This window comes from Cellvibrionales bacterium (assembly GCA_016713115.1).
Taxonomy (GTDB): Bacteria; Pseudomonadota; Gammaproteobacteria; order Pseudomonadales; family UBA7239; genus UBA7239.
The window spans coordinates 1745426-1770695 of sequence record JADJPU010000001.1 but is presented as its reverse complement, the minus strand read 5'-3'; the positions used below and the strand labels follow the sequence as shown (position 1 = coordinate 1770695).

At 51.1% G+C, this 25270-nt stretch carries 25 protein-coding genes; 18 read left to right on the top strand and 7 right to left on the bottom strand.

What is annotated here, in order from left to right; all coding sequences use genetic code 11:
* Window positions 1-46: 46 nt before the first annotated feature.
* Together IPK30_08780 and IPK30_08775 are read right to left on the bottom strand one after the other, a co-directional pair.
* Window positions 47-649, bottom strand: a complete 603-nt coding sequence (locus IPK30_08780; protein ID MBK8103363.1) for a DUF882 domain-containing protein — start codon at window positions 647-649, stop codon at window positions 47-49.
* A complete protein-coding gene (locus IPK30_08775; GenBank protein MBK8103362.1) occupies window positions 649-1050 on the bottom strand; it encodes a YkgJ family cysteine cluster protein in 402 nt (133 codons plus the stop codon). The genes IPK30_08780 and IPK30_08775 overlap by 1 nt, the downstream gene beginning before the upstream one ends.
* A gap of 52 nt (window positions 1051-1102) precedes the next feature.
* On the opposite strand from IPK30_08775, the gene IPK30_08770 reads away from it, so the two are divergent.
* Complete coding sequence (locus IPK30_08770) at window positions 1103-2254, top strand: cupin domain-containing protein (protein MBK8103361.1); 1152 nt, start codon at window positions 1103-1105, stop codon at window positions 2252-2254.
* Here the strand turns inward: IPK30_08770 and IPK30_08765 are convergent, their stop codons facing one another.
* Entirely contained in the window at window positions 2255-4567 is a 2313-nt protein-coding gene (locus tag IPK30_08765; protein MBK8103360.1) for a fused MFS/spermidine synthase, read from the bottom strand. It lies immediately after the preceding gene.
* A gap of 116 nt (window positions 4568-4683) precedes the next feature.
* Between IPK30_08765 and IPK30_08760 the strand changes: the two genes are divergently transcribed.
* The 11 genes from IPK30_08760 (at window position 4684) to IPK30_08710 (ending at window position 13868) form a co-directional block, all read left to right on the top strand.
* Complete coding sequence (locus IPK30_08760) at window positions 4684-4968, top strand: zf-TFIIB domain-containing protein (GenBank protein ID MBK8103359.1); 285 nt, start codon at window positions 4684-4686, stop codon at window positions 4966-4968.
* 152 nt (window positions 4969-5120) lie between these two features.
* Window positions 5121-5723, top strand: coding sequence for a YIP1 family protein (locus IPK30_08755; protein ID MBK8103358.1), 603 nt, complete (start codon window positions 5121-5123; stop codon window positions 5721-5723).
* 53 nt (window positions 5724-5776) lie between these two features.
* The gene (gene ccoN, locus IPK30_08750) at window positions 5777-7201 is read left to right on the top strand and encodes a cytochrome-c oxidase, cbb3-type subunit I (GenBank protein ID MBK8103357.1); all 1425 of its coding nucleotides are present in this window, start codon (window positions 5777-5779) and stop codon (window positions 7199-7201) included.
* On the top strand, window positions 7198-7860 hold the full coding sequence (ccoO, locus tag IPK30_08745) for a cytochrome-c oxidase, cbb3-type subunit II (GenBank protein ID MBK8103356.1): 663 nt from the start codon (window positions 7198-7200) through the stop codon (window positions 7858-7860). The genes ccoN and ccoO overlap by 4 nt, the downstream gene beginning before the upstream one ends.
* Window positions 7857-8039, top strand: coding sequence for a cbb3-type cytochrome c oxidase subunit 3 (locus IPK30_08740; protein ID MBK8103355.1), 183 nt, complete (start codon window positions 7857-7859; stop codon window positions 8037-8039). Before ccoO ends, IPK30_08740 begins: the two co-directional genes overlap by 4 nt.
* Window positions 8036-8935 carry a cytochrome-c oxidase, cbb3-type subunit III gene (gene ccoP / locus IPK30_08735; GenBank protein ID MBK8103354.1) on the top strand — a complete coding sequence of 300 codons (900 nt, stop codon included), beginning with the start codon at window positions 8036-8038 and terminating at the stop codon, window positions 8933-8935. Before IPK30_08740 ends, ccoP begins: the two co-directional genes overlap by 4 nt.
* A 22-nt stretch (window positions 8936-8957) precedes the next feature.
* Window positions 8958-10379 (top strand): cytochrome c oxidase accessory protein CcoG, encoded by a 1422-nt coding sequence (ccoG, locus tag IPK30_08730; protein ID MBK8103353.1) that lies wholly within the window; start codon window positions 8958-8960, stop codon window positions 10377-10379.
* On the top strand, window positions 10376-10591 hold the full coding sequence (locus IPK30_08725) for a FixH family protein (GenBank protein MBK8103352.1): 216 nt from the start codon (window positions 10376-10378) through the stop codon (window positions 10589-10591). The genes ccoG and IPK30_08725 overlap by 4 nt, the downstream gene beginning before the upstream one ends.
* Window positions 10592-10609: 18 nt before the next feature.
* On the top strand, window positions 10610-13027 hold the full coding sequence (locus tag IPK30_08720; protein ID MBK8103351.1) for a heavy metal translocating P-type ATPase: 2418 nt from the start codon (window positions 10610-10612) through the stop codon (window positions 13025-13027).
* Window positions 13028-13032: 5 nt separating this feature from the next.
* Window positions 13033-13191 carry a cbb3-type cytochrome oxidase assembly protein CcoS gene (gene ccoS / locus IPK30_08715; GenBank protein MBK8103350.1) on the top strand — a complete coding sequence of 53 codons (159 nt, stop codon included), beginning with the start codon at window positions 13033-13035 and terminating at the stop codon, window positions 13189-13191.
* Window positions 13188-13868, top strand: a complete 681-nt coding sequence (locus IPK30_08710; protein MBK8103349.1) for a sulfite exporter TauE/SafE family protein — start codon at window positions 13188-13190, stop codon at window positions 13866-13868. Before ccoS ends, IPK30_08710 begins: the two co-directional genes overlap by 4 nt.
* An 18-nt stretch (window positions 13869-13886) precedes the next feature.
* Here the strand turns inward: IPK30_08710 and IPK30_08705 are convergent, their stop codons facing one another.
* The 4 genes from IPK30_08705 to IPK30_08690 all read right to left on the bottom strand — a co-directional run bounded on the left by IPK30_08705 (window position 13887) and on the right by IPK30_08690 (window position 17117).
* Window positions 13887-14660 (bottom strand): heme ABC transporter ATP-binding protein, encoded by a 774-nt coding sequence (locus IPK30_08705; protein ID MBK8103348.1) that lies wholly within the window; start codon window positions 14658-14660, stop codon window positions 13887-13889.
* 1 nt (window position 14661) lies between these two features.
* Window positions 14662-15606: an iron ABC transporter permease gene (locus IPK30_08700; protein ID MBK8103347.1), complete on the bottom strand. Its 945-nt coding sequence runs from the start codon at window positions 15604-15606 to the stop codon at window positions 14662-14664.
* Between the two features lie 99 nt (window positions 15607-15705).
* Complete coding sequence (locus IPK30_08695; GenBank protein ID MBK8103346.1) at window positions 15706-16548, bottom strand: ABC transporter substrate-binding protein; 843 nt, start codon at window positions 16546-16548, stop codon at window positions 15706-15708.
* 14 nt (window positions 16549-16562) lie between these two features.
* Window positions 16563-17117 carry an energy transducer TonB gene (locus IPK30_08690; protein MBK8103345.1) on the bottom strand — a complete coding sequence of 185 codons (555 nt, stop codon included), beginning with the start codon at window positions 17115-17117 and terminating at the stop codon, window positions 16563-16565.
* A gap of 231 nt (window positions 17118-17348) precedes the next feature.
* On the opposite strand from IPK30_08690, the gene IPK30_08685 reads away from it, so the two are divergent.
* The 6 genes from IPK30_08685 (at window position 17349) to IPK30_08660 (ending at window position 25241) form a co-directional block, all read left to right on the top strand.
* Window positions 17349-19439 (top strand): TonB-dependent hemoglobin/transferrin/lactoferrin family receptor, encoded by a 2091-nt coding sequence (locus tag IPK30_08685; protein MBK8103344.1) that lies wholly within the window; start codon window positions 17349-17351, stop codon window positions 19437-19439.
* A gap of 38 nt (window positions 19440-19477) precedes the next feature.
* Window positions 19478-19885 (top strand): heme utilization cystosolic carrier protein HutX, encoded by a 408-nt coding sequence (gene hutX, locus IPK30_08680; protein MBK8103343.1) that lies wholly within the window; start codon window positions 19478-19480, stop codon window positions 19883-19885.
* A 24-nt stretch (window positions 19886-19909) separates the two neighbouring features.
* A complete protein-coding gene (locus IPK30_08675; protein MBK8103342.1) occupies window positions 19910-20449 on the top strand; it encodes a pyridoxamine 5'-phosphate oxidase family protein in 540 nt (179 codons plus the stop codon).
* A gap of 108 nt (window positions 20450-20557) precedes the next feature.
* Window positions 20558-21007 carry a PPOX class F420-dependent oxidoreductase gene (locus IPK30_08670; protein MBK8103341.1) on the top strand — a complete coding sequence of 150 codons (450 nt, stop codon included), beginning with the start codon at window positions 20558-20560 and terminating at the stop codon, window positions 21005-21007.
* Window positions 21008-21033: 26 nt separating this feature from the next.
* Window positions 21034-22143: an efflux RND transporter periplasmic adaptor subunit gene (locus IPK30_08665; protein ID MBK8103340.1), complete on the top strand. Its 1110-nt coding sequence runs from the start codon at window positions 21034-21036 to the stop codon at window positions 22141-22143.
* Window positions 22140-25241, top strand: coding sequence for an efflux RND transporter permease subunit (locus IPK30_08660; protein MBK8103339.1), 3102 nt, complete (start codon window positions 22140-22142; stop codon window positions 25239-25241). The genes IPK30_08665 and IPK30_08660 overlap by 4 nt, the downstream gene beginning before the upstream one ends.
* The last annotated feature ends 29 nt before the right edge of the window (window positions 25242-25270 follow it).

Here is a 25270-nt window from a genome sequence, read left to right as displayed (position 1 = left end):
CTTAACGAAAGGCGCGCACCTTACACGGGAGATTGTCAAAATTTGGTCAAAAACGCCTGCAAGCGACCGAACCACTGATTGGGTCAATTCCCCATGTACGATAGCCCGCCGTATCAATATGAATGCGACCGGAGGGATAGCGGGTGTAACCCATATTCCACAAGGCGCCTTGTGTGCGCCAAAAATCACACAGCGCATCCGTAGGATCGACCGTGCCTTGCACACGAAAATCCAAGGCAAAGCTGCGCGCATGTGCACTTTTTTCTGCGCCACCGGCACAAATGTTCAACGACGGATTCCGATATGCCGAATAAACTTCTACGCTGCCGATTACCCCAGTCAGCTGTAGATAGCGCAATAAGCGCAACACCGAAACAGCATCGCTCCAACGCTGTCGCGGTGGAACAGCAAACGGCTCAGCGTTACATTTTTCCCAGTCAGAAGCGGAGCGTAATAAATGTTCAGGCGGCAGAACTTTCAATACATCTTGCGCAGCAAGATATTGTAAAAACTGCTCGACCTCCTGTTTATGCCGCGCTTGCCACGCAGGAAAGCTGTTGGGGTCTTCGCGTTTTTTTGTGACAACCGGTGTGGAAGTACACGCGGCAAGTAACGCAAAGGTAAAGATGAGAAAAAGTGTGTACTTCATTAATTCACCTTTTGCTTCCACGCGCAAAATCCGGGGCGCGGCCCCACGGCTGGATGATTGCGGCAAGTATCGGGGCGTTTTTCATACACCGTACAGCGGCGCGTGTTGCGATCGAGATACAGGCAATCGCCACTAGAATGTTGCGTCAGCGTGAAAATACCATCGCGTTGATTGAGGTGTTGCACAACACCGTCTTTCAACAGGCGCTTGCCAATTACTTTCAGCGGTTCGTCCATTTCAAAAGCGTCGATCACACCGAGGCGCAGTAAATCTGGCAGACGCACTTCCACGGGTAGCTGACAACAACCCGCCATGCAGTTGTCGCACAAACCTTTGCGATAGCGGTGCCACGTTTCTGTGCGCGCAATATCGGCATCGAAAGCCATCATGTTGTTTCCCATTGCCAAGAGCACATGATACAAAGCCAGCCTTCATTCAGCACTGGCGCATTCCATGTTTTCGTCTCCGCTCGGCACTTTGCATCCACAAACTTTTATCGACACCATCTGGCAACAGAAACCGTTGTTAGTGCGCAATGCGCTGCCAGAGGCCATAAACATCATCGACGGCAATGATCTCGCCGGCATCGCTTGCGAACCCGATGGCGAAGCGCGGTTGATTCTGCACGATGCTGCACAGGATCGCTGGCTGTGTGAGCAAGGCCCTTTCAAAGCTGCGCGTTTCAAAAAACTGCCAAAAACACAGTGGACGCTATTGGTGCAATCGGTGGATCACTGGATTCCCGAAGTTGCAGCCCTACTCCAACATTTCAGTTTTCTGCCGCGCTGGCGTTTGGATGACATCATGATCAGCTACGCCACCGATGGCGGCGGAGTCGGCCCGCACTTTGATTACTACGATGTATTTTTGCTGCAAGTGTCTGGCCAACGCCGCTGGCAAACTGGACAGCGCTGCGATGAAACATCGGCACTGCGCGACGGCGAACCGCTGCGTCTGCTGCAAGATTTTCAAACGCAAACGGATGAAATATTAGCAGCTGGCGACCTGCTGTATGTGCCAGCTGGTGTAGCACATTGGGGCACGGCAGTTGGCGATGATTGCATTACCGTGTCTATTGGTTTTCGCGCAGCCGCGCACCGCGAAATTGTGCAAGCCGCACTGGAAAATATTGCCGACACACTACCCGCGCATTTGCGCTATACAGACTCTCCCGCCGCGATCGATACAGATTCGTTTTGCATCAATGATGCCGCCATCGACAAACTGCTCGCACTGTGGGACAACTTGCCGCGCCACACCATCCGTGCGGCCTTGGTCGATGCGCTCGGCGAACTCGCCACCGAACCGCGTCAACACGAACGCATCACACCTGAAAGCACACTCAGCGAAAAACAATTACAGAAAAAATTGCAGGCGAAAAATGGTTTGCAGGTAGAACATCATCCCGCCAGTCGTCTGGCCTATCGCCTAACTGACGATAAAAGTCATGCCGTGCTATATGTGGATGGAGGGCAACTGCACACCACGGCGACATTGGCACGCGCGATCTGCAAAGGGCGCATCACCGCCGCAGAATGCGCCACCCAAGCCGATAGCGAATTACTGCTGGCTTTAATCAATCAAGGCAGCTTAACAAGCGCGTAATCACTGCACTGGTTCTGGCTTTTCAAATTCGTCTTTCGGGAAAAGATCGTAATTGATGTCTAAGCCCGCTTGCGTCCACCGCTCCTGCGGTTGATCGACAATTTTATCGAATTCCATTTGCAATAAATTGACCGGATCAATGCCTGCACGGGTGTAGTAGTTATTCGTGAACGGATCGCGCGCACGCGCAAACGCTAATGCTTTATCTACCTTGATGGGTTGATCGCTGCCGATAAACATCCAGAAACCAAAATTCAGTGTGTAGGGGAACACTGAACGAAATGTTTGAATGGTTCTGCCGGTAGGTATCCAGTTCACCACATAACCGCCTGGCTTAAGGTGATTTTTCAACAGTGTGAAATACTCACTGGAATACAAATTACCCGCATAGGGAATAAATGGGCGCAGCGCATCCGTTTCGATAATGTCGAATTGGCGACCACTGCGCATCAGCCAAGTGCGGCCATCATCAATAACAAACTCCATGCGCTTATCGTCCAGCATGGATTGCACGGCAGCGTAGGGTTTCAACGCATGCGCATCACGCAGGTTTTTCCATTGCGAACCCAAGATTTCCACATTGGTAATGCGCTTGGTTTCTGGTCTGCCGCCGGCAGCCCACAGCGTGTTACCCGAGCCTAAACCGATAATCAGAATATCTTCCGGCGCGGGATGCAACACTGCAGGCACATAACTCAACGCCGTGTGAATATTTTCATAAGGAATAGCACTTTGCGTAGCGCCATTGATCATAAAGTACGCTGACAATTCACCCGATCCAGCATCGTGCATATTGCCTTTGATGTAGGAAACTCCCGTGCTGTCTTCTGCAGGCAAACCACCTGCTGGCGTGGTGCCGTGCAGTTTTGCCCATAAAGTTTCTTTGTTGGGGATGCCGTAAAAACCCGCCACAACCACCGCAACCCCTACGGCGGCAACCACGCCCTTCAACCAAGGTTTGGCCACAATTTTTGCCAACAAAAACCAGTACACCGCGCCGAGTAGCAGCAAGATTTTCAACGCACCCACACTGCCGAAGAAATGCAACAACACCAAGCCAACCAAAATAGAGCCCAGCGTTGAGCCCAAAATATTGGCCGTTTGTAGCGCGCCGACACGCTTGCCAATATCGTCCAAACTGGTCTGATTGATACGCTGCAAGTACGGAAAGCTAGCACCCATCAAGATGGTGGGCGGCACGATCAACAGGGGAACCACGATGAAATACATCATCAAAAATTCCGGCGTGGCTTTCGACAATTCAAACGCGAAGGGGAAGTTGATCGGTGACGCAAAGTACTGCCACAACAATGCCAACGACGGCCACTGATCGACGACATGCACGAGAGCCGAGATCGACAACACGGCATACGCAGCGATACCCGCCTGCAACAGCAAAAAGCTGTGCACTGGACGGCGACTGCGCGGCGAAAATATCAAACCCAAAATAGTGCCGATAGCCAAACCGACCAAGAAAAAGAACAGCAAGATACTGAAAGTAAATGAGGTTGATTTCAGCATCACACCTAAAATGCGGAACCAAACGATCTCCAAGCCCAGCGCCACAAAACCCGACAGCGCATAAATCGCCAACCAAGTGCGCAGGGAAAAATAGGTGTCAGTTTTTTCTACCTGCGTTGCAATGGGTGCATCCGCTTGTTGCGTCCAGTACGCGCTGCGCTGCAACAACAAGGCCAACAATAAGGCGCCACACATGGCACCGGCATTCAGCGCGGCACCTACTCGCAAGCTGGCCTCGAATCCGTAATGACGAATCAGAAACAAACCGGCGACCAAAGCACCTAAACTCGCACCGAGTGTATTCAGCGCGTACAACCAAGCAATTTTGAAAGAAGCTTCACTTAAATGGCGCGTTAAGGCTTTCGACAGCAGAGGCAGGGTGACACCCATGCAAAATGTCGGCACCAACAAACTCAAAAACAGCACCGCACTCAACATCGGCATGGAAGCACTCAACTGTGGCCATGTTTGATACAACACATCGTAATAAAACCATTTGCTAGCTACGGCGAACAGCGCAATTACCAGTTCGGCCAAAGCAAACATCAGCAGGCAACGGTATTGATTCAATCTGTCGGCAATGTAGCCTCCTACCAAACTGCCAAACCCCATGCCCAGCATGAATGCCGAAACGATAATGGTGGCAGAGTAGACATCAGCACCGGAGAAAAGCCCCAACATGCGCTGCCAGATCACTTGGTACAGCAGCGCGGAAAATCCTGATAAAAAAAACAGCGTTGTCAACAAACCACTGAGCAAGGCACCATTAGCGCGCGTCGTACGATCCAACATTCCCTCTTCCTTTTTGAACACATTTTTTTGCAGCATAGCATGCCCATGAATCTTTCCGTGTTTCTATCACAGAAGCGCGTTACAGTTGCCACCACACACTGCAACTGGAGCTTTCTATGCAATGCCCTATCTGCCCCAATAGCCAATTGGTTATCTCTGAAAGACAAAATATTGAAATCGACTACTGCCCGCAGTGTCGCGGCGTGTGGTTGGATCGCGGCGAGCTAGACAAAATTATCGAGCGCTCTGCACCCGCAGCGCCAACTCCCCAAGCGCAACCTGTACAGCGCGCACCGCAACAACCCGTCCCGCAGCCCTATGACACCTACAACAAACATCACGGCGGTCACTACAAAAAGCACAAGCGCGAAAGCTTTTTGTCTGATCTATTTGATTTCTAAAACCAAAATTGACGGGGTGTAGGCATATTTCCTACCGACAGCACACAATAAACCCCGTAAAATGAGGGGTATCGGGCTTGACCCGTATCAATAAAACCCAGCACAGATGCGCCTAAAATAGCTGCGTCTGTGCATACACACTGGTTCCTACGATGCTCAACAACCCTTTCAGCTTTCTCTTTTTTCCTCGCCGGCAGTGGCAAAAAGTTGCCTCCGCCAGCCTCGGTGCTTTGCGAACTTCGGCGTTGTATACCTTTGTACTGGCTGCTCTGCCCTGCTATGCTTGGTATTACGGCACCACCGTGACAGGCTGGCATCTGCCTGGCGGCAGTGATTTGATTTATCTCTCATCCGACAGCGCGCTGAAAATCATCATCGCTTTCTATTGCGCCATTATTTTGGCGCTGTGGGGTATTGGCTATGCCATACATTGGATGGCCGGCACCTACGGCTCCATTACTACTTTCACCAAGGGCTATGCCGTGGCAGCCTACGGTGCCACACCGCTATTTATTGCGGGTCTGGTGGGCTTTTACCCACTGCTCTGGCTGGATCTTAGCATTGGTGTACTCGCCGTGGCATGGGCCGTTTACCTGCTTTACTCCGGCCTGCCCGTGGTAATGAACATTCCTACCGAGCGCGGTTTTTTGTACGCCAGCGCGGTATTGGGCGTATGTATGGTTTTTCTCATGGTCATGATGGGAGCCACGGTTGTTCTTTGGAATTTTGGTTTTATGCCTGAATTCATGGACTAACGCGCACGCAGCACATCCTCCAAGTTTTCTCCTGATGTTACAAAAGGCGTTCTATGCAAGCTGATAATCAAAACTCGGCTCCTGTGGCTTACAACTACAAGGTGGTGCAGCAATTTACCGTGATGACGGTGGTGTGGGGCATCGTCGGCATGTTTGTCGGTGTGTTAATCGCCGCGCAACTGGTGTGGCCAGACCTCAATTTTGGCCAAGCGTGGCTGTCTTTCGGTCGCCTGCGCCCGCTGCATACCAATGCCGTGATTTTTGCCTTTGGCGGCAGTGCGTTGATCGCCACCTCGTTTTATATCGTGCAGCGCACCTGCCAAGCGCGCCTGATTTCCGACTCACTTGCCGCCTTTGTGTTCTGGGGCTGGCAGTTGGTGATTGTGCTCGCCGCTATCACCCTACCCATGGGGCTCTCCACCAGTAAGGAGTACGCCGAGCTGGAATGGCCTATCGATATTTTGATTACGATTGTTTGGGTGGTCTACGCCATCGTGTTTTTCGGCACTATTACCAAACGCCGCACCTCACACATCTATGTGGCCAACTGGTTTTACGCTGCCTTTATCATTGCGGTGGCCATACTGCATATCCTCAACAGTGCAGAAATTCCCGTCACCCTCACCAAGTCCTACTCCGTATACGCCGGCGCTGTCGATGCCATGATCCAGTGGTGGTACGGCCACAACGCCGTGGGCTTCCTGCTCACCGCCGGCTTTCTCGGCATGATGTACTACTTTGTGCCGAAACAAGCCGAGCGTCCTGTTTATTCTTACCGTTTATCCATCGTGCATTTTTGGGCTTTGATCGCCACTTATATTTGGGCCGGTCCGCACCATTTGCACTACACCGCCCTGCCGGGTTGGGTGCAAAGTTTGGGCATGGTGATGTCCATTATTCTGCTCGCGCCGTCATGGGGCGGCATGATCAACGGTGTGATGACGCTCTCTGGCGCGTGGGACAAATTGCGCACCGATCCCGTGCTGCGTTTCCTCGTGGTATCACTGTCTTTTTACGGCATGTCCACTTTTGAAGGCTCGATGATGTCGATCAAAAGCGTGAACGCGATGTCGCATTACACCGACTGGACCATCGGCCATGTGCATTCCGGCGCACTCGGCTGGGTAGCGATGATTACCATCGGATCTATCTACCATCTGTTCCCCATCCTGTTTAACAAAAACAGCTTGCACAGCATTAAGTTAGTGAATATGCATTTCTGGCTCTCCACTGTGGGCACGGTGTTGTACATCGCCTCCATGTGGGTAAACGGCATCATGCAAGCACTGATGTGGCATGCCTATAACACCGACGGCACACTCACTTACAGCTTTGCAGAATCGGTATCAGCCAGTTATCCAGGCTACATCGTGCGCTTTATCGGTGGCGCGATGTTCCTGCTCGGCATGCTGATCATGGCGTACAACCTCTGGAAAACCTCAAAGCTGCCAGCGGCAACAGTGGAGCAATCAGCATGAGCGGACAAGAAAATCTTCACAGCAAAATCGAAAAAAATATCGCATTGATGATGGTGCTGATCGTTATTGTCATCAGCTTCAGTGTGTTGGTTGAAATTCTGCCACTGGCGTTTCAAAAAGATGTCACTGAGCCAGTGAAAGGACTCAAGCCGTGGACGGCACTGCAATTGGAAGGTCGCGACATTTACATCCGTGAAGGTTGCAACGCCTGTCACTCGCAAATGATTCGCCCATTCCGCGCCGAAACCGAGCGCTACGGTTTTTATTCTGTTGCCGGTGAATCGGTGTATGAGCATCCCTTCTTGTGGGGCTCCAAACGCACAGGGCCAGACTTAGCACGCGTCGGTGGTCGCTACAGCGATGAATGGCACAGCGCGCATTTGTACAACCCACGCGATGTCGTGCCGGAATCGGTTATGCCCGCGTACAAATGGTTATTCGACAACACACTCGACGGCAAAAATACCGCTGCCAAGATGCAGGCATTGCGCAAATTAGGTGTTCCATACACGGATGAAGACATTGCTGGCGCACAAGCCGCTGTTGCTGGAAAACTGGAAGTCGATGCCGTGATTGCCTATCTGCAACACCTCGGTACTTGGATACCCGCCAACCCAGCTATCAAGCAGCGCAGTGAAGCGGCCAAGGTGCAGCAATGAACCTTGATATCAACACCGTGCGCGGCTTGATTACGCTGGCGCTGCTAATTCTTTTTGTCTGGCTAGTGATTTGGGCGTACAGCAAAAAACGCACAGCCACATTTAACGAGGCAGCCAACTTGCCATTTGCGGATGACGCAAAGCCAGCGACCAACACCCGAACAGGAGAACACTCATGAGCAGTTTCTGGAGTGCGTGGATCATCATCCTCACCACAATCGTTTTAGTGGGTTTGGTATGGGTGTTGTTCGGCAATCGCACACGCTCAGGCAATCCCGATTCCACCACGGGACATGTTTACGATGGTATCGAGGAGTATGACAACCCGATGCCGGCATGGTGGTTCTATATGTTTGTGCTATCGATTATTTTTGGTGTTGCTTATTTGATTTTTTATCCCGGCATGGGGAATTACAAAGGCGCACTTGGCTGGACACAAAACACAGAGTGGCAACAAGAAAATGCCAAAATGGATGAAAAAATTAATGCCGCGCTGGCTCCATACGCCAATATGTCGATCGAAGATTTGGCCAAAGATGAAAAAGCCATGCGCATTGGTCAACGCTTGTTTGCCTCCAACTGTGCGCTCTGTCACGGCGCAGATGCTGGCGGCACAAAAGGCTTCCCCAATTTGCGCGACAGCGATTGGCTCTACGGCGGCACACCGGAAAAAATCGTAGAAACGATAGCCCTCGGTCGTAAAGGCGCTATGCCGCCATGGAAAAGCGTACTGACTGAAACGCAAATGGATGATGTCACTGCGTGGATCACCACCAAAGAAGCGAACAAAAAATCGGCAGCCGGCGCGCAAGTTTTTGCCACTTACTGTGCGGTGTGCCACAACCCTGATGCGAAAGGCAACCAAGCCATGGGCGCGCCCGACCTCACTGACGATGTATGGTTGTACGGCGGCGAAATTGGCGACATTAAATTCACCATCCACAACGGTCGCAACGGGCAGATGCCTGCACACGAACACCTGTTAATTCCAGAAAAAATTCATCTGCTGGCAGCCTTTGTCTACAGCTTAAGCGCAACTAACCAGGAAGGTACTTCGCAGACTGCGCAACAGTAATTGCAAACAGGTTGGGATCTCTATGTCATCAAACGAACCTGAACGCATATCCGCTGTTAACGAGTACGCACCCAAGGAAGTTGCCGAGCTAGACCTGTATCAAAAGCGCGAAAAAATTTACACGCGCAGCATAGAAGGTTTTTTTCAGCGCATTCGTTTATTCACCGGCTGGCCCCTGCTAGTCGGTTATTTTTTTCTGCCGTGGACGCAATGGCACGGCCACCAAACGGTGCTGTTCGACCTGCCCGCGCGCAAATTTTATATTTTTGATTTGGTGTTCTGGCCGCAAGATTTAGTATTGCTGGCGTGGACACTCATCATCGCCGCCTTTGCGCTGTTTTTTTTCACTTCATTATTCGGTCGCATCTGGTGTGGCTATTCCTGCCCCCAAACCGTGTGGACCAGTATTTTCATGTGGATGGAGCAAAAAGCAGAAGGCAGTCGCAACCAGCGTATTAAATTAGATCAAGCACCTTGGGCTGTAGAAAAAATACTGCGTAAAGGTGCAAAACACGCCATGTGGGTGGCGTTTGCTTTTCTCACGGGCTTTACCTTTATCGGTTATTTCACGCCGATCACCGACCTCACCTTTGATTTTTTTACCGGCAATGCTGATCTCACTGTTTATGGTTGGATAGGTTTATTTGCGTTTATGACCTACCTCAACGCCGGCTGGCTGCGTGAGCAGGTGTGTTTGTACATGTGTCCTTATGCGCGTTTTCAAGCCGCGATGTTCGATAGCGACACGCTCACCGTGACTTACGACCAATTGCGCGGTGAGCCGCGCGGTGCACGACGCGTGAATGAAGGAGAAAAACCCCAAAACCTCGGCGATTGCATCGATTGCATGCTGTGTGTGCAAGTATGCCCAACCGGCATTGATATACGCGATGGCCTGCAAGACGAATGCATCAACGGCGCACTGTGTATAGATGCCTGCAATGCCGTGATGGAAAAAGTGGGCTACCCACCCAATTTGATCGCCTACAGCTCAGAAAGCCGCGTAGAAGGCAAAAAATTTCACTGGCTACGACTGCGCACTGTGGGTTATGGCAGTGTACTGCTCATCATGTGCGCGCTGTTCATTGGTGCGCTGGTATTACGCGAAACGACCGATTTGAAAATCCTGCGCGAGCGCAACGCGTTATACCAATTGCGCAATGGCAACATTGAAAATGTCTACACCATCAAAATTGGCAACCGCGATCGCAATGCACATCAATACACGCTAAGTGTTGACGAAAAAAACATACAGTTCATGGGTGAAACTGCCGTGCGGGTAGAATCCGGCGAAGAACTCAGCGTTCCCGTGCGTTTGTCTTTGCCTGCCAACGCATGGCGCAGACGCAGTTTTGATGTGAAATTTAACGCCTGCTTAGCGGATACTGCCGAGCAATCACATTGCATCACGCAAGAAAGTCGCTTCACAGGACCCATCCAATGAACAACCCTCGGCACACCGATACAAAACCTTGGTATCGCCAATTCTGGCCATGGTTCATCCTAGGATTACTCGCGTTTGCGATCAGTTTTTGTTCGGTGTTTATTTATCTCGCCGTCAAACACGCCGATCCCGTGATCGATAAAAATCACTATCAAGAAGATTTAAACATCAACAAAACGCTGGAGCAAAAGGATGCGCAGCCACAGCATTAAAACAAAGCAAGCGCACTTGTGAACGCCGACACCACGCACTGCTTTCACTGCCAAGAACTGCTGCCGCGTGATAATCCGCAGTGTTACGCCTCTGTCATCAACAACACCACTCGCTATTTTTGCTGCCCTGCCTGCGCAACGGTAGCCGACACCATTTACAACTTAGGTCTAGGGCAATACTACCGTCAGCGCGATGAAAAACCACAACGCCCAACGCAAATCACGCTCTCGTCTACAGAGTTAGAAGCGCATTACCAAAGCGCCTTGCATGTCATCGATGAAAACATCAGCGAAATTCAATTATTTATTCCAGACATTCACTGCACTTCCTGTTGCTGGTTGATAGAAAAACGCCTACTACAGCTAAAAGCAGTCAGCGAAGCGCAAGCACAGTTTCATTCACACAAGCTCACCGTACGCTGGAACAAACAAGCCTTATCACTCAGCGATCTATTACAGGCTTTGCAAAATATTGGCTATCGCGCTGCGCCGTGGCAACCCACCACACAACAAGAGGCGAGCAAATCACGGCAAAAAAAACTACTGCAGCGACTCGGTGTAGCAGGCATCCTCGCCATGCAAATTCACATGGTAGCGATGGGCAGCTATTTCGGTGCAGAAGCCAATATTCAACGCTGGTTAGATGTAGTGGCCCTGCTACTCTCACTGCCGCTGTGGTTTTATTGTGCGGATGTTTTTTTCAGCAACGCTAAACGCAGCCTCATTAATGCATTCCGCAATGATACGCAGCGTATTTTTATCAGCATGGATATTCCGATTGCGCTGGCTATTATCGCCGCCGCTATCGCCAGCATTATTGCCGTTATAACAGGAACGAACGAAGTGTATTTTGATTCCATCGCCATGTTCGTTTTTCTTTTGCTCGGCGCGCGTTTTTTAGAAACGCAAGCACGCAACCGGCTCACCGAATATGCACAAGAACCCGCATTGCCATCCACTTGCGTGCGCTTGCGCGATGGAAAGCAAGAAACCATCAGCACCCACAACTTACAAACGCGCGACTGTGTATTGATAAACAACGGCATTGTCCCTGTCGATGGCACCGTACTCAGCGGCAACGCAGCAATTGAAAAAGCCATTATTACTGGCGAATTTTTACCCGTGCAAAAACAAACGGGCGACACCGTGATCGCCGGCACCACACTCATCAATGGTGAATTGATGGTGCAAGCCGAACACTGGGGCGAAGACAGTCATATTGCACACTTACATCAACGCATGGAACAGGCGCTCAGTAACAAACAATATCGTCATGCCACCGCACGATTGCTCCATGAAAAAGTGGCGCAGTTTTTTACACCCGTTGTTCTTTTTCTCGCCGTTGGTAGCGCGCTGTTTTGGTGGTGGAGTGATGCTTCTCGCGCATTGCCCAGCCTGCTCGCTGTTTTAGTGGCCAGCTGCCCCTGTGCACTGACGCTGGCGCTACCGACAGCGCTCACTGCTGCCACGCTGCAATTGCGCCGACACGGTATTTTGATAACCGGCAGCCATGTACTACAAACTTTGCCCAGCATTGCACAGTTTGTGTTTGATAAAACGGGCACACCGACGCTGGGTCGTATGCACATCACGCACACGCAAACTTTCAGCAATTTTTCCGCAGAAGAATGCTTGGCATTAGCAAGCGCCATGGAGCGTTACTCGCTGCATCCTATTGCCAGTGCATTTCGCAGCACTTTACAAACATCGCTTACATTTGCTGAACAAGATATTTCTTCACTGCTGCATTGCGGCATTGAAGCAAAACACAACGGCGACATTTATCGTTTAGGTAAAGCATCTTGGGCTTGTGATCCCTCACCAAAACAACAAGCCTGCAATAACACCATGCCGATTTATCTCAGCAAAAACGGCGCGGCGCTGGCTGTTTTTTTCTTGGGCGACCCATTGCGCATAACCACACCACAAAGCATTCAGCAATTACAAAACAACGGAATACAGTGCACGATTGCCTCTGGTGACAACTCTAGTGCCGTACAAACCATTGCCCACACACTGTCGATCTCTGATGCGCACCGCAATTGCACGCCAGAGCAGAAAGTTCAGCTCATCGAAAAACTGCGCCAGCAACACGGCACTATTTTGATGGTGGGTGATGGCATCAACGACGGCCCCGTTTTGGCGCATGCCGATATTTCAGTTGCACTGGCAGATGCCAGCCAAACCGCGCAACTCGCGGCGGATGTGATTTTGCTCAACAACAAACTGGATGATTTACTCACCTTGCGCGCTGTTGCGCTGCGTACGCAAAAAATTGTGCGCCAAAGCCTCGCATGGGCGCTGCTGTACAATGTCAGCATTCTGCCGCTGGCCGCTATTGGGTGGTTGGCACCGGTACACGCCGCTATCGGCATGGCACTCAGCTCTCTGTTCGTCACGCTGAATGCTCTGCGTTTATTTCCACGCACGCGATAAAAAATATGGCCAGCTTTTATCTCATCATTCCTGTCGCAATTATTTTCTGCATCATTGCTGTCTCTGCATGGCTGTGGGCGAGTCGCAGCGGACAATACGATGATCTCGATCGCGAAGCGCGTCGTATACTCGAAGACGACGACAAAAATTCACCACAAATATGAACGCACTCGTGGATTGGCTACCTGCACTCTCATCCGCTTTTTTGCTCGGCATCATGAGTAGCGGACACTGCTTAGGCATGTGCGGTGGCATTGCCTGCGCGCTTGGCCTGCAAACATCAAAATCCAAATTCACACTACTGATTTATCACACGGGGCGCATTACCAGTTACGCGCTACTCGCTTTATTGTTTGGCGCCACACTACAACACCTCACCCATCAACAACCTTATTTGGCGCCACTACTGCGCAGCATGGCGGGTTTGTTGTTGTTGGCCATGGCACTGCACATCGCCAATATCTGGAGCGGCATCACGCAACTGGAACGCATCGGCACGCATTGGTGGAAACCGATACAAAATCTGGCAAAGCCTTTACTCCCAGCAAATACAAATCTAAAAGTGTTTGCGTTGGGATTACTCTGGGGATGGCTACCCTGCGCCTTGGTGTACAGCACACTGGCGTGGAGTGCGAGCCGCGCCGATGCCGCTGAATCCGCCATCTTGATGATTTTTTTTGGCTTAGGCACTGCACCCGCGTTGCTGGCCAGCGGCTTTTTTTCGCAACAACTGAAAACACTGTTTCAAAAAACCACTTGGCGTTACGCGGCCGCTTTTTTGTTGTGTGCGTACGCACTGTGGACGATTAGCAGTGCATGGATGCATCTAGGGCATCACTGAACACTCAGCAGCAATGCCTTAAAAATAAAACACCGTACCTTGATCGTTCACCACGGAGCGCGGGCGATAACGCCACACGGCTTCAATCACATCTGGACGCAAACAGTCTTCCGGCGCGCCTGCTGTTACCATTTTCCCTTCACGCAACACACACACTTGGTCGCAATAGTGCGCGGCGAAATTGATATCGTGCAACACAGCCAACACCGCCCATCCCTGTTTATGCGCTAAATTCATGGCGAGGTGCATGATGGCGTGCTGCTGCATCATGTCTTGCGCAGAAATCGGCTCATCCAATAACAATAACGGTTGTGTTTTGGCTTGCGCTAATTGCACCAAAACGCGCGCCAATTGCACGCGCTGCTGCTCACCACCCGACAATTCCGTAAACAGCGCGTCCGCCAAAGATGACGCATGTGTACGCGCCATTGCTTCATCCACCAACACAGCCAACTGCTTGCGATTGATAGACAACGGAATACCACCCAAGGCTACTACTTCGCGCGCGGTAAACGGCAAACTCAAACGACTGGCTTGCGGCAACACGGCGAGATGACAGGCCAAGTCGCGTTTATCCCACTGCTTTAATGCGCGGCCGTGAAAATTCACGGCACCCGTGCCATGCCATTCACCGGCAATGAGTTTGAGGAAAGTTGATTTCCCTGCACCATTGGGGCCCAGCACACCGACAAATTGTCCTGCAGCCAATTGCCATTCTGGAATCTCCAACACAGTTTTTTCGTGGCGCGAAAAATGCAATTGCTCGACTGAGAGAATATTTTCTGCCGTCATCTCACACACCATCCGGCTTGCTGCGTTGACGCAACAACAACGACAAGAAAAACGGCGCACCGAGCAATGTCGTGACCAAACCGACAGGCAGCTCTGCCGGCGCCACTTGTGTGCGCGCAAATAAATCGGCACACGCCAACAACAACGCTCCCGCCAACGCTGACAACGGCAGCAAACTGCGATGATCAGGACCCGACAACAAACGCACGGCGTGTGGCATCACCAAACCCACAAAACCGATAATGCCTGCTGCTGCAACCGCCACGCCCACGCCAATGGCCGACAACACAATCAACAGCAATTTTAATTTCTCGACATCAATACCGAGATAGCGCGCTTCTGCCTCACCCAAAGCCATGGCATTGAGTGCGGCAGCATGGCGCTGAAAGAAAAATGCCAACACCGCTACCGTAATGGCGCCGAGCAAAATATGCGCGCCACTGGCACCTGCCAGCGAACCCATTTGCCACAGCGTAATATCGCGCAGCACGCGATCGCTGGCGGAATAATTTAAAAAACCAATCGCCGCACCACCGAAAGCCGACAGCGCCACACCCGACAACAACAACATGGAAATAGATGTACCCTGCGGCGTGCGTGCAAAACGGTAAACCATCAAGGTTGCCAATAAACCACCAAAAAATGCGGCAATCGGTGTCAACCACACTGCCATCACCGGCGGCAATAAGGCGATGCAAGCCACTGCACCCAGTGCCGCGCCGGTAGATACGCCGGTAATGCCAGGATCTGCCAGCGGATTGCGAAACAAGCCCTGCATCACCACACCGCACTGCGATAACAGCGCACCCACCAATACCGCCAACAAAAATCGCGGCAAGCGCAGCTGCAACACGACCGTTTGTTCATGATGCGCCAAAGCCGTGCTGTCTTGTCCGATGGCGGCCTGCCACACGGTCTGCAAACTCGCCAGCGTCGGCAACTGCATCGGGCCTGTGGTAATCGACAACACGACAACAATCAGTAGCGCCAACGATAGAAACAACGCCACCCAAAAAACAGGCAATCTTCTCACTATTTTTTCTGCTCAGTTTTTTACAGCTTGTTGTTGCAGAAATGTTTGTAGACGCAGCGCCTCATCAACCGTCAATACACTCAAACCTGCCACGAGTGTTTCACTGCGCACTTCCACAATTTTTTGCGTTTGCGCTGCTTTTAATGTGGATAAAGTTGGGTAATCGCGTAAAAAATCCGCCATGGCATTTTTGCTACCGTCCGCTGCTAAGAAAATGATGTCCGGATTCGTCGCCATGATCGCTTCCGCAGAAATGGGCTGGTAGCTGTTGTACGTCATTACATTGCTCGCGCCCATCAAACGAATCAAAGCATCACCGCCAGTGCTAACACCGGCTGCACGCAAACCGCGACTGCCCGCCGATAACAAAAATAAAGCGCGGCTATTTTGTGGCAACGCTTGTTTTTGCAAAGTCGTCAATTTTTGTTGCACTTGCTCTAACACCGGCTTGGCCTGCTCCTGTGTTGCTACAACTTCTGCCAACTGACGAATACCAGACAACAAACCTGCACCGTCTTGCGCTTGCGGCACACGCAACACTTTTACACCTGCCGCTTCTAATGAGCTGAGTGTGGCAGGTGGTCCCATGTGTTCGCCGCCCACCAGCAGCGTGGGTTTCAATGCCAACAAACCTTCCGTTGCCAATTGTCGGTGGTAGCCGACCACGGGCAGCGGCGCGCCTGTGGGCTGTGTGCTGGTAACATCAATACCAACCAATTCTTTTTCCAAGTTCAATGCGCGTAATACTGCAGTGACACCGGCATCCGCACTAATAATGCGCTCAGCCGCCTGCGACCCGAAAGACAATAAGCTCGCCGCCAGAGCCACAACAAAACGCAATTGTTTGATTTTCATTTTCTCTCCACGAATTACTGAATAACAAATTCTACCGGCACTTGCACACGCGATGACACGGCCATGCCGTTCATGCGATACGGTGCAAATTTCCAATCGGCTACAGCCACTTTAGCGGCATTGTCCAAGGATTCGACGCCCGAACTGCGCGTGATAGATAACTTAAGTTGCTTGCCGCTCTCAGACAACAAAATTTCCAACCACACCGTTCCCTGCTGTCCACGACGCTGCGCAACAGGCGGGTAAACCGGCTGCGATGGCGGCATCAAAAATTTTGGCTTGGTCACCAAAACGGGGGCGGCTGGTGCAACTGGCGCAGGTGACGATGATGCGGTAGCTGGCGCGGCGGTTGGCGGCCTCTCTACAACAGCCTCTTTAATTGGCTGCTCAACAGCAACTCGACGCTCGATGGTTTTTTTCTTTGGCTTAGGTCGCTGCGGACGCACGGGTACCGCCTCAGGTTCTATTGGCTGCACGATTGGCTTGGGAGCCACCGCTTCTTCCGGCACAGGAGTTGGTGTAGGTGCGGATGCAGCCGCTGTTGCAGGGGCCAGCACAAAGGTATCCATCACCAGCTCAGGCTTTGCTTGGAGCGCGGTCGCTGAGTTTACTGGCAAGCGCAGCAATAAAAGCACATGCAATAGCAATGCGGCTGCAAGGCAAACAAGCATCCAAGGAAAAGACTCTGTGCGGTGGGTTTGTGTGTACATTTGCAAATAATAACGATTCTTGTTTACAAACAGTATTGAGAGCGATTACCATTTGCAACATCTTAACACTCACCGCGGAGCCCCGTCACCATGTCTGTCCCATCGATTCGCAGCGCCAGATTTCGCAGTACGCCACTGGCATTGGCGCTGACCGTCACCCTCTGCTCTACCGTGCAAGCCGAGGAAAGCGCCGCTACAACACCCACAACCGACATGGAAACCGTGATCGTTACTGCCGTCAGACACAATACGGATGAAAAACAAGTGGCCAGACCACTGGCCGTGGTCACGCAGGAAAAAATCAACCAAATGCAGCCCACTTCTACAGCGGAAGTGTTGTCTCACGAATCCAATATTGAATTGGCTGGTGGACCTCGTGCCAGCAGTCAAATCGTGAATATTCGCGGCATTGAAGGCCAACAAGTGCTGCAAACGGTGGATGGTGTGCGTCAAAACTTTGGCTCCGGACACCGCCCCACCTACTTCCTAGACCCTGTATTACTGCGCAGCGTAGAAGCCTTGAAAGGTCCTGCTAGTAGCCTCTGGGGCTCTGGCGCTATCGGCGGCGTGGTGGCGCAGAGCACCATTAATGCCAGCGATATTTTGAAAGCCGGCCAAGATGTTGGCGGTTTGATCAAATACGGCTACAACGACAACGGCGAAGCCAGTGCCACCACCTTGGCCGTGGGCGCGCGCACAGATCAGTTTGACCTGTTGGCATCTGGCTACTACCGCGATACCAACGACATCGAACTCGGGCACAAAAGCTACCGTTTTAATGACAACCTGGATAATTCCGGCAGCCGCGACCACGGCGCATTACTCAAAGGCCTATGGCAGATCACGGACAGCCAAAGTCTCGCCCTGAACTTACGCAAATCGAAAGAAAACGGCAGCGTACCCACCAATAGCTCCGCACCCGTGGCACCAACCAGCAACTATTTAATTGAGCGCGATATGGAAAACGAAAATATCTCGTTGGATTACCGCATCGACACAGCATCACCACTAGTAAACGCGCAAGCGATGATTTATCAGAATAAAACTGACATGAGTGAATCTCGCTTGAGCGATGGCCGCAGCGACGACACCAGCCTCAAAACGCGCGGTTATGCATTGAACAACAAATCAGATTTTGCCGGCATCAGCTTGCTGTACGGTTTTGATGGTTATCAGGACGAGTTTTCTACCAAACGCGGTGGCACTAACCGCCCTATACCACCGGAATCTACACTGGATGTGCGTGGCACTTTTGTGCAAGCAACCATTCCTTTGGTGAAAGATGTGTTGCGCACCGAACTCGGAATTCGTCACGACAAATTTGAAACCGAAGCGAAAAACTTGAATATTTCTCGCGAAGACAGTGCCATTTCGCCATCTGCTGCACTCGTTTTACAAGCAACCGATTGGATGGAAATTGCTGCGCGTTATGACGAAGCTTTCCGCGCACCCAGTTCGGAAGAAATGTATACCACCGGCGCACACTTCTGTATGGGCCCTCCCTTTGGTTGTAACAGCTTTGTGCCTAACGCCGATCTAGAAGCAGAAAATGCCGCTAACAAAGAGCTGTTGACGCGCATGAACTGGAGCAATGTTTTTGCTAGCGACGATAAACTTTCATTCAAGGCATCTGTTTTTCGTAATGATGTTGATAACTTCATCGAGCAGATCGTCACCAGCCCCACCGTTACCGTCATTCCTAACCCTCCTGGTCCACCCACTGTTATTTTTGATCCCGGTCACACTACTTGGGTAAATGTTGATAAAGCGCGCCTGAAAGGTTATGAACTGGAAGCGCGCTATCAATGGGCAAATCTTTCTACGCGCGTCAGTTACGGCAAAACACGCGGCGAAGATAAAGAGACTGGCGAATACCTTACGAATATCCCTGCTGATAAATGGGTTATCGATACGAACTACACATTTATTCCCGAACAAAAATTGTTAGCTGGCGTGCGTTTAACTCACACCGCCGCACAAGACCGCACGCCCGCTACCACAGCGAACACCTATGACGGCTACAATATCGCAGATATCTATGCGAGCTGGCAGCCTGCTGGTGAAAACCTGACGCTGGATTTCAGCGTCAACAATGTCACCGACGAATACTATCGCGTCGCTTTCCAAGAACTGTATCAACCCGGCCGTGAAGTGCGTGCCGCCGTAACATACCGCTTCTGATCCCAAAGCAATATCTTTTAACAGCAGGAGAAACCTTGATGAACAATCTCGCAAGTGAAGCAACATCCACACCTGTACTTGCAGGCTCGGAAGCGCTATCACTACTGCAACAAATTAGCACTTGGGGCAACACCACCACCATTATTTTGCATGGCGGCAGTGTGTTTGAATTCAAAGGAAACTTCCCAACAGGAACACTGGCTGAAGGATTTTATAATCTAAAAGGCGACGCTGGATTTGAAGGGCATTTAAACCTAGACAGCATCGCAACCATTCAATTTCAAAGCAAAAACCATCGCGGCAGAGAGAGTCACGCACTGGTGTTTGTGAATAAAAATGGCGAAACCGTTTTTAAAATCTTTATCGGTCGCGATGCCAATGGCGAATTGCTGCAGAACCAAATGATGCAATTCGAACAGTTGCGCCAACGCGCACTAGCCAACTAAACCCATCCACCACGAGGTAACATCATGTCTGAATCTAATTTAAAACAATCCACACAAGACAATTTGCAAGGCGAAATCACGCAATTCATCAACACACAGAAAAGCCTGATCTTGTCATCGATTGATCCACAAGGTAATCCATACGCCTCTTATGCGCCTTTCGGTATTGGCGATGAGTGCTTGTATGTCTTGCTGTCAGACATCGCATTGCACGCTGTCAATCTCAAGTTGAATCCAACACCTTCTGTGATGATCATCCAAGATGAAAGCGCTGCTGACGAATTGTTTGCACGCATTCGCGTGGTGTACCGCATCGAAGCGACAGAAATTGAGCACACAGCTGGCGCTGCTTACGAAGAAGGCATCAAAGTATTGAGCGATCGCCACGGCCAGCGCATCAACGAGCTCAGCAAACTCAGCGACTTCCACTTATTCAAGCTGCAACCCGTCAGCGGTCGCTTTGTAAAAGGTTTTGGTCGCGCGTATGACTTCGTCGGCAAATCGCTCAACGGCAACACAATTTCTCACCTGCGTGACGGGCATGTCACACGCCCTGCGGCTTAACACCACTCGCAGCAATACGCGAAAGCCCGACCTTGTGTCGGGCTTTTTATTGTCTAGCTATCGCATACAATTCTGCCTCTCAGATCAACACCATCACCGGAGCAGAACATGGCAGCCACGCCCAGTATTCCCGAATCTCATCACGATATCGTCAAAGGCAATAACTACGCACAAGTGGCGATGGTGATGCCGGATGGGTCGCTAGCCAACAATGTCGTGGCTTTTGTGTGGGATGGCGAATTTGTGCGTTTCAGCACGATTAAATCGCGGCAAAAATACAAAAACCTCGCCAAAGACCAACGCGTGGCACTGTGCATTGTCGATCCGAAAAATCCGTGGCGTTATATTGAAATTCGCGGCACGGTGGAGATTCAAGAAGACAGCGAACGCAAATTCATCAACAGCATCGCCAAAAAATACATGAATCAAGATCACTACCCGTTCGATCAGCCCAACGATGTGCGCATCACCTTCACGGTAAAACCGACGCGTGTACGCGCTGAATATGTGCACGCCAGCGATGGCACGCCAGAAAACATCGGCATCCAACGCGGTTAAAAACCAACACAGCCGTGGAGAACGCTATGGCAGCCCAAGCATCAAAATTTAAACGCTGGTTGGTGGTTTTTTTAGGCTGCCTGCTTCTGCTGTTGGCACTTGCCGCTTATAAAGTGTTGCAAATTCGTCAGTTGATGGCGATTGCTGCCGCTTATCCAGAACCTTCCGAAACCGTGGAAGCAGAAGTCGTGCAAGCGCAAAACTGGCAAGACAGTGTAAGCACGGTGGGTGAAGTGTTGGCACCACAAACGGTTGAACTGCGCAACGAACTGGAAGGTCGCGTGATTGCCGTCGGTTTTCACGCCGGTGATGCCATTAAAAAAGACCAAATGCTCTTGCAGCTGGATGCCAGTGAAGACATTGCACAACTGCGCGCCGCACAAGCCGATGCACAACTCGCGCAAACGGCACTCACGCGCTATGCCAAATTGGTGACGCAAAAATTGGTGAGCCGCGAGCAGTACGATCAGGCGCGCGCGCAATTTGCTGTCGCCACCGCGCGCACGCAAGCGCTGCAAGCCGTGATCGATAAAAAAACCATCACCGCACCTTTTGACGGTCGCGCGGGTTTGCATCATTTACAAGCAGGTCAATACCTCGCCGCAAACACCGTGATCACGCAATTAGTCGGCTCGCTAGCAACGGTGTGGGTGGATTTTTCGTTGCCGCAACAACAGAGCGGTATTGCGCTGGAAACAGCTGTCAATGTCAGCGCCAGCGGCACACTCACCGCGCCACTGTCTGGAAAAATTATTGCGGCGGATTCAGCCATCTCGACGACATCGCGCAATAAAAAATGGCGCGCAGCCGTGAACAATACTGATGAAAAACTGAAGCCAGGCATGCTGGTGGATGTGCAAGTGCCCGTTGCTGCTGCGCAATCTATTATTGCTATTCCATCCACTGCGGTGCAGTACAGTGACACAGGAAATTTTGTATATGTGATTACACCGGCAGACAACAACGCACTGCGTGTCACAACACGCTCTGTCACGATTGGTACCGAAAGAAATCAGCGCGTGGTAATTGAAAGTGGCTTGCAAGTGAACGAGCGCATTGCCACCAACGGTTCCTATAAACTGCAAAATGGCATGCTGGTGCATATCAAAAGCAGTGAAAAGAGCACCGCACAATGAGCGATGCTGCCCATCATTCATCCCCGATGGATATTTTTATCAAGCGCCCGATTATTGCGGTGGTGATTTCGCTGGCCTTGATCGTCATCGGCTTGTATGCCGCACAGAAATTGCCTGTATTACAGTTCCCGCGCATTGAAAGTTCTTCACTCGTCATTACCACACCTTTTGTTGGCGCACCTGCTGAACGCGTACAAGGTTTTATTACCGATCCGATTGAGCGCATCGCGGCCACAGTTCCCGGCGTGGATTATGTAGATTCCACCACGCTGGCCGGCATGAGTACCGTCACCGTTTGGCTGAAGTTAAATGAAAACAGCACCGCTGCACTCGCCGAATTAACCGCTCGCTTGCAGCAAATTCGCTACGAACTCCCAGCTGGTGCAGAAGACCCTGCGATTCAAGTCAACCGCGCCGATAAACAAGGCGCCGGTTTTTATTTGGATGTACCTATCACCGGATCACACACGCGCGCGTCAATTACTGATTACCTCACGCGCAACGTGAATCCGCGTTTAGCTGCCATTCCCGGCGTACAACGCATAGGCCTAGAAGGTGGGCGTGCACCGGCAATGCGCGTTTGGTTGGATCCATCAAAATTACAAGCATTCAATCTCAGCGCTGGCGATATTGATACCGCGCTGCGCAGTAACAATTTAATTGCCACAATCGGTCGTAGTGAAAATGCATGGCAGCGCATCGACTTACTCGCCAATACCACGCTCAAGACTCCAGAAGACTTTGAACAGTTGATTGTGCGCGAAAGCCATGGTGCACAAATTCGCTTGCGTGATATCGCGCAAATAAAATTAGGCGAAGTGGAAGGTGAAAATAACGCACGCATGGATAATCGCGATGCGGTTTATATTTCAGTCTGGCCCCTGCCGGGTGCCAATGAAATTGAAATTGCCGATGCTCTGTATAAAGAGTTAGCTGCCATCAACCCCACTCTGCCGCAAGGCATACACATCGGCATTGGTTATGACATCACGCTATATATGCGTTCCGCCTTGCGTGAAATTTTTCAAACACTGGCAGAAACCATTTTACTGGTGGGCATTGTTGTACTCGCGCTGATGGGTTCTGCACGCACTGCATTGGTTCCTTTAATCACTATTCCGATTTCTTTGTTAGGCGCGATGGCGGCAATGTTAGCGATGGGTTTTTCACTCAACTTGCTGACAGTGTTGGCAATCGTGCTGTCGGTAGGCTTGGTGGTGGATGACGCTATCGTCGTGGTGGAAAATGTGGCGCGTCACATGCGCGAAGGCAAAGGCCGCATTGCAGCAGCACTCGCCAGCTCGCAGCAGTTAGTCGCACCTATTATCGGCATGACTATCACGCTTGCCGCGGTATATGCCCCCATTGGTTTTTTGTCCGGCTTAACCGGCGTACTGTTCAAAGAATTTGCATTCACACTTGCAGTGGCTGTACTCATTTCCGGTTTTGTAGCACTGACGCTGTCGCCCATTATGAGCGCGTATGTCTGCCCGCCACACGGCAAAGAAAGCCGCATGACCATCAAAGTCAACCATGCATTTGAAGTGTTGCAGCAACGCTACGGTCGCGCCTTGGCACACTGTTTATTATGGCGACCACAAGTCTTAGTCGCTGCGTTATTTTTCTCACTGCTAGTGGTGCCTTTTTATTTTTTTTCGCAACAAGAACTCGCACCAGTAGAAGATCAAAGCAGTATCAATGTGGTGGTGGAAGCGCCTCCACAGGCTTCTCTCGCCTATACCACGCGCTATATGCACGAAGTCGTCAATATCTTGAATGCTCTGCCCGGAGCCAGCTTTATGTGGCAAGTGGTAACGCCGCAAGGTGGGTTCGGCGGTCAAACTTTTGTTGATTTCAATCAACGCGAATACAGCGTACAGGAATTGTTGCCTCGCGCTTACGGCGATCTAGGAAAAATCAGTGGCTTGAAAGCTTTTCCTATCCTCTACCCAGCGCTGCCAACAGCAGGCAATTTCGATATCGAAATGGTCGTGCTCTCTAACGACACGCCTCAGCAGATGAAACCACACGCCGACAAACTGGTAGCGTTTGCCAGAACCAGCAATAAATTTCTCTATGCAGATACCGATTTAAAAATTGATTTACCACAAGCTGAGTTTCAACTAAATCGACAACGCATTGCCGATCTCGGCATGGATCTCGCCAGTGTGAGTCAACAATTGAGCGTGTTGTTATCGGCCAATTATGTCAACCGTTTTGATTTGCATGGCAAAGCCTACCAAGTTATCCCCATGATCGCTTCTGATGATCGCCCCGATCCACAAGCACTGATGAACTTACAACTGCGCACACCGCGCGGTGAATTAGTGCCTTTATCGGCCATCGCCTCACTGCAACAACACACAGCACCGCGTGTGCTGGGCAAGTTTCAACAAAACAATGCGTTTCGACTCTACGGCGCCGCCATGCCTGGTACAACCAAAGCACAGGCATTAACCGCACTAGAAACTGAAGCAAAAAAAATACTGCCACCAAATTACAGTGTTGATTACGCTGGCGAATCGCGGCAAATGCGTCATGAAGGCAACACCTTGTTTGGTGTGCTATTGATTGCGCTACTGTTTGTGTTTTTTGTCTTAGCGATTCAATTCAATAGTTTTCGCGATCCTCTGGTTGTGTTGCTCGGCTCGGTGCCGCTGGCGTTATCCGGCGCAATGTTATTCACCTTTCTCGGCTGGACCACGATCAACATTTTCTCGCAAGTCGGTTTTATCACTCTCGTCGGCCTGATCTCCAAAAACGGCATTTTGATCGTCGAATTTGCCAACCATCTGCAGCAGGAAGGTCGCAGCAAATTTGAAGCCATCACTCAAGCAGCCACCACGCGCTTGCGCCCTGTACTGATGACAACTTGCGCCACGGTATTGGGGCATTTTCCTCTGGTGTTGGTGTCCGGCCCAGGAGCCGAAGCGCGCAATAGCATCGGCATTATTTTGGTGGCGGGCATGTTGGTCGGCACCCTGTTTACCCTTTTTGTGCTGCCTGCCGTGTATATGTTGATCGCCTCTGGCCATCACGAGACAGATGAAATCGATATACACCTGGCCAACGGTGCTTTTTCTAGCGCTGACCGCTAAAATAATCGCATCTCTACTGCCCCATACTC